Source organism: Streptomyces albidochromogenes, from assembly GCF_005981925.1.
In the GTDB taxonomy this organism is placed as follows: domain Bacteria; phylum Actinomycetota; class Actinomycetes; order Streptomycetales; family Streptomycetaceae; genus Streptomyces; species Streptomyces albidochromogenes.
This window is the reverse complement of record NZ_VBVX01000032.1, coordinates 24898-35819: the sequence shown is the minus strand read 5'-3', so window position 1 is coordinate 35819 and position 10922 is coordinate 24898. Positions and strand designations below refer to the sequence as shown.

Genomic DNA, 10922 nt, shown 5'->3' with positions numbered 1-10922 from the left:
GGTGTGCGCCGAGAGCGTGCGGCGATGGCGGCGGGCGTGGGAGGAGGGTGGTGCTTCGGCCTTGCGGCGGCGTGCGGCCACCGGTCGCCCGCCCAAGCTGGACGACGCCCAGGTCGAGACCGTCCGGGCCGCATTGGAGAGAGGAGCACAAGCCTATGGTTTCGAGGCCGACCTGTGGACCCTGGAGCGAGTTGGCGCCGTCGTTGAGCGGGTGACGGGAGTGGTGCTGTCGAGGGCGTCGGTGTGGCGGTTGCTGACCGGCCGGCTCGGATGGAGTCTGCAGCGGCCCGAGCGGCGGGCGGTCGAGGGGGACGAGTCGCAGATCGCCCGCTGGATCGCGCACGAGTGGCCGCGGATCAAAAAGGGGCAGTGAACACACGTGCCTGGATCGTGTTCCTCGACGAATCAGGTGTCTCCCTGCTGCCTCAGATCCGCCGCACCTACGCACCCCGAGGCCGCACCCCATTGCTGCGGCACCGACTGAACTGGAAGCGGGCGTCGATGGCCGGGGCCCTGGGATACCACTCCACCGACCCCGGTCGAGGGGCCCGCCTGTGCTTCCATCTCAAGCCCGGCAGCTACGACACTGCCGCCCTCATCGAGGTCCTGGAGCAGATGAAGGTGTTCTACCGCGGCGAGCGGGTGGTCCTGGTCTGGGACGGCCTATCCGCCCCTTGGAGCCGGGCGATGCGGGCTTGGGTCGCCGGCCAGGACTGGCTCACCCTGGAGCGATTTCCCGCCTACGCACCCGAGCTGAACCCGGTGGAGCTGCTGTGGTCCTCACTCAAGAAACGTGAACTCGCCAACCTCGCCGGCGACCACCTCGCCGGTGTCGCCGACGCCACCGAGCAAGGCATCCACCGCATCAACCACAACCCACAACTGTCATGGTCCTTCCTCGCCCACACCGGCCTGACCATCCACCCACTACACCCACCGAACTTACGAAATGATCAGTAGGTCGTGTGTCGAAAGTAGATTTGCTCGTAGCAGCCATCAACGAGTGGCTGTGATCAGCGCGTGGGGATACCGTGGCGAGGCAGGGCCAGGCTGGCGGGGCGAAGCTGTAGCAGTCTTCCTCGAAGACGACGACCGTGGTGTGATCACGCTGCGTCGTATGGGCGCACTCAGCGGTGTATTCCTTATTGCGACTGCTCACCCGGTGATGCCTGGTGACACTCGCTCAACGCTGCGGCAGTACGGCAGTCCGTGTAGCGGCTCCCCGGCAAGGAACCGGGTGATCAAGTGTGCGACTTCCGCTGTCCGTTCCAGGATCACCATGTGATCGGCGTCGCGGACCTCCGCGTGCCAACTGTCGGCACACGCCGCCGCCATCTGGCGGCACAGCTCCGGCGTGGTGAACGAGTCGTACTCGCCGGCCACGGTCAGGACCGGCGCACGAGGCGGCTGGCGGGTATCGAGAGCCTGATGGGTGAGCAGGCGCAGGGTGTTGGCACGCATCTGGTGCGCCTCCGCCTCGGAGATGTTGGTGATGCGGCGCAGCAGCAGTCTGCGGATGCGGGCGCCGTTGGGGATGTCTGCGAGGCGTTCGGGCGTCATGAGCAGGTCGAGCGTGACGTGCGCGTAAGTCTCCATGTCTCCGGCTGCCAGGTGTTCCAGAGTGCGGCGCATCGCGGCCTGTGCGTGGTCTGGGATGGCGATCATCGTGCCGACCAGGACCATGCGCCCCACCCGGTCCGGGTACCTTCGGGCGATCTCGTAGGCGATGGCGCTTCCGTAGGAGCCGGCGAGCACGTTGACCTGACCGGCATCCCACTCATCGAGCATGTGGCAGACCGCGTCGGCGAGGAAGTCGACGCCGTAGGTTTCGGGCAGCAAGTCGGCTGCCCCCCAGTCCGGGGGGTCGACGGTGAACACGTCCATGCTCCCGAGGAACACCTCTTCACAGCGCCCCCAGGACTCCTTGCGCTGGAACGCACCGCCGATGATCAGCACGGGCGGGAATCGAGGGGCGGATGCGCGGATCACGCGTGATTCGCAGGAGAAGCCCTGTCAACGATGTGCTCGCACAAGTGGCTCGCCCGGTGGCGGAGCAGTCTCGGCGGGGAGATGCGGCGTCTTGAGCGACGTGCCGGAGTAGATCACGCACGGTAAACGATCTTCGAGGTCTGGCGTCACAGTGGCACCCCGGACCGTGCTGAGTATCCGTCAGGTCTCTACCTGCCACAGAACGAGATCAACCTCCCATCGAGATCCACCCTCGACGTCCTCGACGTCGAGGACGTCGCAATCCTCCTGGCCGGCTCCGGCATCTCCGGCGCCCACCACGAAGCCGCCGCCATACCTGCGTGGAGGGCGCCCCGGGCCTGCGCGAATGCCTCGCCCGTGTCGTGCACGCTGGAGGCCAGGGCCGCGAGGGGGAGAGCGGCCAGCACGGCCACGCTCACCACCACAGTGATGAGGCGGTGGCCCGCCCGCATGGCCGCGTACACCGCGAAGAGGAACGCGATGGCAGCCACGTCGAACCCTGCCGCCTGGTAGCCCACCGCGCAGAGCCCGGTGGCGGCGAGGACGGCGACCGGAGCCCGGCGGCCCGCGGCCAGCGCCAGGCCGCCCACCACCAAGAGCACGTAGCCGGGCAGGCCGGGGCCCGTTGCGGAGTGATGCCCCGACAGACCGGTGACCAGCAGCGCCGCCGCCACGCCTACGGCTATCAGCCAGTCCCTGACACCGGCCCGAACCCGGAACCGTCCTTTGTTCATGCGCGCACCGTAGCCCGTGGCCGCAGCAGGCGAATCCCGCTCGCGGACGAGCGGTCGACTACCACGCGCGCAGTAGCTCGGCGGCACCTGCCGCGTCCGTGGTAGCGCGAAGTGTCTGCGACTGCTGGACGACCTGCCATAGGCCCGGCCGACATGCTCGAACCACATCCAGTCGTGGGAAAAGAAGGAGCACTCTGATGTCCGCTCGTCGCCTGTTCGCCGCCTCCGCGACCGCACTGCCCGCCGGGCTTGGTCTTGCCACACCAGCGGCAGCGCACGACTCAGTCCAGTCGCTCGCCGCCGATGTCACCAACTTCAGCCTCGGAAGGCTCGGAGCCACTACCGGCGGGCTGCTGGGGCTGGCCGCCGTGGTGATCGCAGTGCTCGCGCTGACTCGGCCCGCCGGTCGTATCGGCATCGCCAACGGGTCGCTTGGGGCCACGGTGGCTCTGGTCGCGGGGCTGACCGCCATGGCCCTCGGCGGGCTGGTAGCGGCCACCGCCGACGGTGGACTCGGCACCGGCAACGGGCTGGGCGGCGCCTACGTGGCCCTGCTGCTGGGTCTGATCGGGACGGCCCTGGGCTGGCGGGCTCTGACCCGTTACCGCCACGCCCGTTGACCACAGCGGTTACGTGTCTGCCGCGGTCACGCCCGGCGGACGGTCCCCGCACGACGTACCGGCCTCGGTGCTCTGCTCAGCGCACGGCCCGCGGAGAGAAGCGGGTATCGGATAACACCCCACGCAAGCCATGCTCAGGCCGGAGCCCAGTGCTGGCCGGCCTCGACATCACCGAAGCGGCTGGGGACCCGAAGGAGCCGAAGCCGTACTCCGCCTTCGTGCCCTCACCGCGAGCGGCAACCTCGACACCTACTGGACCTTCCACACCGAACGCGAACACCACCGGCTCTATCCAGGCCACTTACCGGCTGACCACCTGAGCCACGTCCTTCTCTCCAGAAGAGCTACAGATGCTGGTTCGTGCATCCTTACGTGGTCGGTGGTTCCGGGGCCATCTTGGCGATGGTCACAACGGTCTCGGCGCGGACGCTGAAGACTTTCCTGCCGTCGGCAGTGGTGAACTCCACGAACGTGTCCCTCACCGCGAAGTCGTCTGCTTCCACCTTGCGTTCCCTCAGGGGCGGGGTCCTGGGTGTCGTGTACTCGACGACATAGACGTTCACGCGTGCACCTCCCGTAGCTGATGAGACATCGTCCCATCCGTACACCTCGCGCGCTGCTCACCGACCCGATGAGGGGGCCCCGTCACACGATCGGCCAGCCATTCAGGTGGCTGGCTGCGTCTCAGCGCGCCTCGCTCCGAATGTCAGGCGAATATGACAGTGGAAATACGACGAGGTGAGGAGCGTCTCGATGACGTACACAGTCACATTCCTGGGCACGTCATCCCTTCCTGTGACGTCCAGCGGCGGTGCATATCGGATCTGGTCGTACAAGGTGGAGGGCTCCAACACCGAGATCGTCACCGGGCGCCGGATGACCATGGCCTTCCCGGGCAGCGTCACGGTGGTGGACCCCAGCGCCTATCCCGGCGTGGACGCGCTGAGCGGGACTCTCGTGTGGCGGAGCCCTGAGGGGACACGCCAGTACGTGGCGGCCCGGGCCAGCGCGGCCGGCAGCGTGGTGATCGCGTTCGTCGCCGCGGCGCAGACATCCAGCGGCCTGGTCCAGCTCTTCAAGGCCACTCCCGGCAACGAGTTGGTGGAAGTCCAGTACGAAGCCGTTCCCGACGGCGGCGCGGCCAGCCATTCCCAGCGTCTGGTCGTGCCCGCTGCCGGCGCGCCCGCGTTCACCGGACGGCCGTTGTACGACTTCGCAGGAGCGCTGCCGTACGACAGTGAACTGTTCGGCGTCTATCAGCCGCTGTCCGGGTGGGTGGGGGCCACGGCCGGAATGTCTGCGAAGAAGATTCACCCGTCGTCCGATATCGGCGCTCTCACCCGTGAGAATTTCCACGGGAGCGACGCCCTGACGCTCATCCAGCCCGGTCTGAAGGCGCTGGCCGACCGCTACAGCGCTAGCGCGGGAGGAGCACTGTCCCCGGTGGGGCTGGTCAACCTCTTCCGTGAGTACTTCTTCGAGTTCGACAACTTCCTAGGAACCCCCTCGGGACACATCTGGGTCAGCCCGGGAGGCACTGTCGAGGTGGTGGAGAGCAGCACACGGCGCACCCTGGTCGAGAAGGTGGTGGAGCAGTCGGAGGAGGTCTCCCGCAAGAGCGAGGAGAGCCTCACTGATCAGACAGATGTCTCGGACGCTGTCAAGGAGGAGAACGCCAACGACACGAAACTCGGCGTGAGCGCCACGGGTGGGGTGAACGCCAAGATTTATCATGCCGACGCTAGTCTCAGTTTCAGTACTCAGAACACCGTCAAGCGGGGTGCCGAGACGACGCACAAGCGCGCCCGCACGCAGACCTCCAAGGTCACCAGCGAGATCAAGCGGAACTTCAAGACGACGTTCCGGACGGTTACGGATACCACCGACACATCGAGTCGCCGCTACGTCCTGCAGAACACGACCTCCGAGTTGGTGAACTACGAGATGCGGCGCAAGATGCGCAAGGTCGGCATCCAGCTGCAACACGTCGGATCACGCCTGTGCTGGCAGATCCACCTGATGGATCCCGGCAGGGAACTCGGCCTGGGGGACATGGTGCACGTCGTTCCCGCGCCTGACCTCAGCGCGATCCAGAAGCCGGAGAAGATCCCGGAGCCGGCGACTAAGGAAGTGCCCTACCACTTCGAAATCTCCTTCCAGCACGAGCAGGGCCCGGACGACGAGGCCGAGCTGACTTATCTGCCCGAGCCGGGCAACGATTGCCGGGGGCTGAACGATACTCCCGACTACCTTCCGGGGAAGGACGACATCATCCAGTTCTGCTTCCCCAAGCCGCTGCCACCCGTTCCGGTGGACTACATCTTCAGCAAGGTGCATTCCCTGGACAAACACGGCGCCCAGGTCGAGTTCGCTCCGTTCACAGTGAATACGTCGACCAACCCCCACACGCTCAACGTGAAGATGACGTACGCCAACTTCCAGGGCCGCAAATCCCTCCCATTCGACCTCACGCTCGTCTATGAGCCGACGGATGAGGCCAAGAATAAGGTCAAGACACTCAACGAAGCGGCACAGGCCGAATATCAGAAGGAGGTCGACCGGCTCCAGCACGAGGCGTACGGCCAGGCCGTTCGTGAGCGGCTGCGCCTGATCAGCTCGATGCGTCTCCGCTCCTCCGAGGACCTGCGCAACGAGGAGCGCCGATGCGTTTTCCGGAACCTGATCAAGCAGCTGCCGGAGGGCATTTACCCCACGCCCAACAACAACACGCCGTACCTGGAGGCGGAAGAGATCCAGAAGTTCTTCGACGTCGACGAGATGCTTTACTTCGTCTCCCCCGACTTCTGGCGCGCTGGCGCGGTGAACGCGCCCACGCCCTCCGCCCAGAGCACCGGCAGGTATCCTGTACGCCCCATTCCGAAGCCCGAACCCGGCAACCCACTGCAGCCTTTGGCCGGCCAGACGGTCGCAGGATGGTACTCCGGTGCGGATTTCTACGCGCTGCCCAATAGCACGTCGCCATCGCCGCCGTACGAGTGGCGGGTCAACTACCTGATCTCCGAAGAGACCGTGCCAGCACCCCTCGGAAGTTCATTGGGCTGGCTGATCCAGATCGACGCCGACGAGCGCCGCAATGAATTCCTGAACGCTGCTTGGGCCAAAGTGGTCTTGCCCGTCCGGCCCGGCCAGGAACAAGCTGCGCTCGCTTGGCTGAAGAAGGTCGAGGGAGAAGCTGGCCTTGGCAAGACGTACACAAGAAAGGACGACGACCCTCAAGACTTCCAGGGAACGGTCGGCCAGGTTTTGGACCGCCTTGCCACGCACCTGCGGTCCCTGGCCCAGGAGAACTTCGACACGACGCTCGCCGCCGACAAGGTCTTCGAGAACGGGTTCGATCCCCTGGCCGGTGGCTTCCGCCCCGCAGAGCCCTATCAGGTCTTCGATCAATGGGTTGAGGTGCTCCCGACCGACCAAGTCGTCGCCGTCAGCGTCAAGTACGACCCCAAGACGGGCCAACAACTGTGAACGCGACGCACACGAGCCTCAGGACGCCACTGGCGCTCGACACTGTGCACGCCCAGTACGTCACGGACCTGGCCGCGTACGAGGAACAGGTCGGCCGGGCTCAGCGCGAGGCGTACGCCGAGGCCGCCTGGGAGCGGCTGAAGGTGGTCAGCACCGTCCGGCCCCGCCCGGCGGACGACCTGCGGAACGAGGAACGCCTCCAGGTCTACCGCCCGTCAGCCGGTCAGCGGGCGCCCGTACAACCGGCCGCGCCCGGGGTGCCCACGCGGCTGCCACGCGTCCACGGGCGCTGAATGCATGGCGAGCACCCGCTTCGTCCACGCGACCAAGGGCACGTCCAGCGGCAGGTTCGACACGCCCGCCAAGCCCGCGCGCTCGGTCGGTGCCGCGCTCAAGGCTGCCGCCGCCGGCGACACGGTCGTGATCCTGGACGCCGCCACCTACCTCGAGGACGAGCTGGTCATCGACAAGCCCCTGACGCTGACCAGCGAGTTCCTCCGGGCTCACCCACAGGCCGACCCGAGCAACCCGGCGTTCGACGTCCGGGCACTGCCGACGCTCGCGCCGAAGTCGGGTGCCCAGCACCGTGTGCTGCGTGTGTCCGGCGCCCCCGGCAAGCCTCTTGGGCCGGTGGTCGTCAGAGGCCTGCGAGTAACCCAGGGGCGAGCCGTCCACGTGCCCGGTGGCCCGGACCAGGCCCTCGGCGCGGGCGGCGGCATCGCGGTGGTCGACACCGACGATGTCCTGATCGAGCGGTGCGTAGTGACCGGCTGCCAGACGCAGGCTGCGTCGCTCCCTGCCTGGCCGGAGGCCGACCGCGCCGCGCTGCGGAAGGACCTCGTGGACCTGGTCGACACGGTCGTCCCGCCGTTCGTCGAGATGGCGCTCAACCTCATGATCGAGGCGGCCAACCGGCTGATCCGCAACCTCCCCGTCGGCATCGCCCCCATTCCGCCGTTCGACCGCAACATCGTCAAGGACATGATCGGCACGGAGTTCGACGCCCACATCCCGCCCGGCAAGGGCGTCAACTGGCTGGCCGGCCAAGCCTTCGGTGGCGGCATCGCCACCGTCTGGTCGAGTGCCGTGATCCGCAACTGCCGCATCCAGAGCAACCGCGCCCAGGGCCGGGGCTCGGGCCTCGCGGTCATCGGGTACGGCTGGCCCACGGTGGAGAACTGCTGGATCGACCGCAACCGCAGCGGTGACCGCGGACGCCTCGACGGCGGCGGCATCGGTGCGGAAATCTCCCTGCCGGGCAAGCTGCCGCGCGATCTGAGCGAGATCGAACTGGTGCGGTTCCTCCGGAGCAAAGCGTCGGCGGCCCGCGCCGCCATGGCATCGGTGCCCATCCCCAGCCCGCTCGAACTGATGCAGTTCGCCCGGTGGCTGCTCGACCCCACGCAGCCCCCCGTCATCACCGACAACCTTCGGCGGTTGATGCTGTTCCTGAGCAACAGCTACAAAGACCCGGAACTGCTGTTTCGGGAGCTCTTCTACGTGTTCGCCGCCACATCGCTCGCGCTGGGCCGCTGGGACGCCTGGAACGAGGACGAGATCAAGGCCGCCCGCACCCGGTCGATTACCGTCAAGAAGTCCACGATCACGCACAACGAATGCGGCGACGACGGGGGCGGTGTCTACGCCTCCGTGCTCTCCCGTATCACCGTCACCGACTGCCGGATCGACGGCAACAGTGCCCCCGGCATGGGCGGAGGCGTCCGCCTCTCCATGGGATCCGCCGGGTCCTTCACCGGCAGCACCGTCGACCACAACGCGTGCGGCACCCGACCCGGTACCCAGATGTCCAAAGCCCGGCCCGCCTCGTCCATCAAGGTCGGCCCCTTCACGATCGACCGACCCGCGAAGCCCTCCATTCCGGTGGCGACGCCGGGTGGGGGCGGCATCTCGGTGCGCAACGCCGATCTCGCGCTCACCACGACCAGTATCGGGACCACGCCCGGTGGGCCGAGCGGCAACATCACCAGCGACCACCCGGGCGGCGGACTGCTGGTATTCGCGGACACCGAGGGCGACATGGCCGGCTTCCCCGACATGTGGACCGCGATCCAGCACGAGGTCTTCGAGGTGCGCAAGATCAGAGTGACGGTGGACGCGAGCTGCCTGATCACCGGCAACGGCAGCGGATTCCGAACGGGACCCACCACGGTGGCCAAGCCGCTGTTCGCCAAGGGCGGGGGCGTCTTCATCCTGCGGGGCACCTTCCCCGACGCGCCCATCCCTGAGGTCTCCCTCACGAACGTCACTGCCACCGTCAAGGGCAACATCGCGCAGGTCCAGAACTACACGTCCCGGGTCGCTCCCGGTCTCGCCATCCGCACGTGCCACGAGATCTGCATCCAGGACCTCAAGGCCCGCATGGAATGGACCGAAACCAACCACACCCCCCTGATCAAGGCCAGTACGCTGCGGTGGCCCTGACACCGAGGAGCGTGCCGCCACAGGAGGAACGTTGCACGTCGCCCTGTTCGCCACCTGCGTCAACGACGCTGTTCCCCTCCCTCGCAAGCGCCACCGTGCGGCTACAGGAGCGGCTCGGGCTCGACGTGGACCTCCCCGCCGAGCAGAGCGGTCCTCGCGGCGCTCGGCGAAGTCCTGGGGAAGGTCCTCGTCAGGGGTGCGCCACGTGTCGGCGCCGACGACCCAGATCATCCTGCATTTGAGCTGGTCGCGCAGGGCCTGGAAGGCGACGACCCCGTAGACCGTGCGCACCACTCGGCGCCGGCCTCGCCCCTTGCGGCGGGGCCGGGGGTGGTCACCCCGGACCACCTCCTCGGTCGAATGAACGCCACCTTCCGCTTCCTCCTCACCGGCGCACTCGCCATGGGTGCTCTCGTAGCGGGCCTGCTCGGCGAACTGACAACCGTGCACCCACGCTCTGGGTAGGCGGCTGGCCACCGCGATCCCAGCCCCCGCGTACCGTGGCGAGGCGGATCCTCCTCAGAGGTCGAGAAGCCGCCACGCGGTGAGCGCGATCCTGGCTCGTGTCAGTCCCATGGGTTCGGTGAGTTCGATGTCCAGGGTCTTCGCGATCTGTTCGAGGCGGCGGGCGATGCTGCTGTGGTGCAGGTGGAGCAGGTCGGCGGCCCGGCGGAGGGAGCCGGTGGCGCAGTAGGTGTCCAGCGTCTCCAGGTCTTCCGGGTTGCCGGCGACGCGGGCGATGGCCGCCACGTCGTCGTTCTCCCGCGCGGTCTCCTGGGGCACCTCGGCCAGGAGCGCCAGCGCGCCCAGGCCGGCGTGGCGGATGACGGGTTCGCGCGGGGTCGTGAAGCGAAGGGCAGTGCGGGCCTCCCGCCAGGACCGGTCGGGGCTGTCGGCTGTGCCGATGCCCGCGCGTACGCCTGCCGGGAACCGCGCCGGGTCCACGAAGGCGGCCAGGATGACGCCGACGTCGGCGAGCGGCGCCGCCTTCACATGGCGGCCTGGGCAGATCAGGCCGCCGATCCGGTCGAGCGACAGCTGTGAGCGTACGGCGACGACGTGGAGGGGCAGTTCGGCGGCGAATCCCAGGAGCCGCAGGGCCCGGGCTCGGGCCGCGTCGTCGCCGTCCGAGCTGATCGCCAGTTCGACGAGGGCGGGGTCGGCCATGGTGGTGCGGGCCGGGCCGTACCGCTCGGCGACGGCCGCGGCGGCGATGGCGAGCCTGTCGAGGAGCACTTCGTCGAGCGGATTCGGCGGGCCGGGGCGTTCCAGCCACACCCTGCCGATCTCCTCCTCGTCGAGAGTGATCGGCGCTGTGGTGGACGCGGGTGCCGGCGAGGCGGACGCCGGCCTGCCGTCGGGCGAGACGCGGGTCGCCCGCCCCGTGCCGTGGAGCCGTATCCCGGCCACGCACTCGGCCAGGCCCGCCGAGGCCCGGGCGAGCGCCGGGAGATCCACCCGTCGGCGCATCAGCGTGTCGTAGAACGCGACGATGCGCATCGCCCCGTCGACGTACGGATCCAGTCCCGACAGCCGAACGGCCAGTGCCTCCATGGCAGAAGGATAGAAGGAAGTGGGTGCGCCGATCGGTGCGTGATCGGGGCGGGATGCGCGACGGATGGCGGGTGACCCCCTGGGTGACGCCCGTGAG

Annotated in this window: 10 protein-coding genes; 6 read left to right on the top strand and 4 right to left on the bottom strand. The window is 67.8% G+C overall.

What is annotated here, in order from left to right; genetic code table 11:
• On the top strand, positions 1 to 373 hold a 373-nt coding region (locus tag E2E34_RS07005; RefSeq protein WP_167518230.1), incomplete at its 5' end, for a winged helix-turn-helix domain-containing protein.
• A complete protein-coding gene (locus E2E34_RS07000) occupies positions 370 to 960 on the top strand; it encodes a transposase (protein WP_138901040.1) in 591 nt (196 codons plus the stop codon). The genes E2E34_RS07005 and E2E34_RS07000, both read left to right, overlap by 4 nt.
• Before the next feature lie 195 nt (positions 961 to 1155).
• Here E2E34_RS07000 and E2E34_RS06995 read toward each other — a convergent pair whose 3' ends face one another.
• Both E2E34_RS06995 and E2E34_RS06990 read right to left on the bottom strand, forming a co-directional pair.
• A complete protein-coding gene (locus E2E34_RS06995) occupies positions 1156 to 1956 on the bottom strand; it encodes an alpha/beta fold hydrolase (RefSeq protein WP_167518229.1) in 801 nt (266 codons plus the stop codon).
• A 221-nt stretch (positions 1957 to 2177) separates the two neighbouring features.
• Positions 2178 to 2723 carry a hypothetical protein gene (locus tag E2E34_RS06990; RefSeq protein ID WP_425573425.1) on the bottom strand — a complete coding sequence of 182 codons (546 nt, stop codon included), beginning with the start codon at positions 2721 to 2723 and terminating at the stop codon, positions 2178 to 2180.
• Between the two features lie 197 nt (positions 2724 to 2920).
• Here E2E34_RS06990 and E2E34_RS06985 point away from each other — a divergent pair, with 197 nt between their 5' ends.
• Positions 2921 to 3343, top strand: a complete 423-nt coding sequence (locus E2E34_RS06985; RefSeq protein ID WP_138901038.1) for a DUF6223 family protein — start codon at positions 2921 to 2923, stop codon at positions 3341 to 3343.
• A 368-nt stretch (positions 3344 to 3711) separates the two neighbouring features.
• Here E2E34_RS06985 and E2E34_RS06980 read toward each other — a convergent pair whose 3' ends face one another.
• A complete protein-coding gene (locus E2E34_RS06980; RefSeq protein ID WP_138901037.1) occupies positions 3712 to 3906 on the bottom strand; it encodes a hypothetical protein in 195 nt (64 codons plus the stop codon).
• A gap of 190 nt (positions 3907 to 4096) precedes the next feature.
• Here E2E34_RS06980 and E2E34_RS06975 point away from each other — a divergent pair, with 190 nt between their 5' ends.
• From E2E34_RS06975 to E2E34_RS06965, 3 genes are read left to right on the top strand one after another with little or no spacing between them, the layout of a single operon-like run.
• The gene (locus E2E34_RS06975) at positions 4097 to 6829 is read left to right on the top strand and encodes a hypothetical protein (protein WP_208765169.1); all 2733 of its coding nucleotides are present in this window, start codon (positions 4097 to 4099) and stop codon (positions 6827 to 6829) included.
• Positions 6826 to 7122 (top strand): hypothetical protein, encoded by a 297-nt coding sequence (locus E2E34_RS06970; RefSeq protein WP_138901036.1) that lies wholly within the window; start codon positions 6826 to 6828, stop codon positions 7120 to 7122. Before E2E34_RS06975 ends, E2E34_RS06970 begins: the two co-directional genes overlap by 4 nt.
• A 4-nt stretch (positions 7123 to 7126) precedes the next feature.
• Positions 7127 to 9271 (top strand): right-handed parallel beta-helix repeat-containing protein, encoded by a 2145-nt coding sequence (locus E2E34_RS06965; RefSeq protein ID WP_138901035.1) that lies wholly within the window; start codon positions 7127 to 7129, stop codon positions 9269 to 9271.
• 519 nt (positions 9272 to 9790) lie between these two features.
• Here the strand turns inward: E2E34_RS06965 and E2E34_RS06955 are convergent.
• Positions 9791 to 10825, bottom strand: coding sequence for a helix-turn-helix domain-containing protein (locus E2E34_RS06955; protein WP_138901034.1), 1035 nt, complete (start codon positions 10823 to 10825; stop codon positions 9791 to 9793).
• Positions 10826 to 10922: the final 97 nt, after the last annotated feature.